The sequence below is a fragment of the Mesobacillus subterraneus genome (assembly GCF_023715485.1).
Taxonomy (GTDB): domain Bacteria; phylum Bacillota; class Bacilli; order Bacillales; family Cytobacillaceae; genus Mesobacillus; species Mesobacillus subterraneus_B.
Genome location: NZ_JAMBOF010000049.1, coordinates 1 through 456 on the forward strand (window position 1 = coordinate 1; position 456 = coordinate 456).

Consider the following 456-nt stretch of genomic DNA (forward strand, 5'->3'; position numbering starts at 1 on the left):
GCCGTTCGCGGCGATCACGAAATCGTCGCTGATCGAGCGCGATCTCGACCTGCTTGCGCCGATGGCCGAACGCGGGCAGGTGATGGCGGCGGTCACGATCACGACGCTCGATGCCGAACTCGCGCGCACGCTCGAGCCGCGCGCGGCCACGCCGGCGCGGCGGTTGCGCACGATCCGCGCGCTGCGCGATGCGGGCGTGCCGGTCGGCGTGAGCATCGCGCCGGTGATTCCGTTCGTGACCGAGCCGGACATGGAGCGCGTGCTGGAGGCGTGCGCGGAAGCCGGTGCGACGCATGCGAGCTACATCATCCTGAGGTTGCCGTGGGAGGTCGCGCCGCTGTTCAAGAGCTGGCTTGCCGCGCATTTTCCCGATCGTGCGGAGCGCGTGATGAACCGCGTGCGCGACATGCGCGGCGGCAAGGATTACGACTCGGATTTCTCGAAACGGATGAAGGG

Annotated in this window: 1 protein-coding gene; it reads left to right on the forward strand. The window is 68.6% G+C overall.

Annotation, left to right across the window (positions count from 1 at the left end; translation table 11 throughout):
- On the forward strand, positions 1-456 hold a 456-nt coding region (locus M3204_RS23510), incomplete at both ends, for an SPL family radical SAM protein (protein ID WP_251489092.1).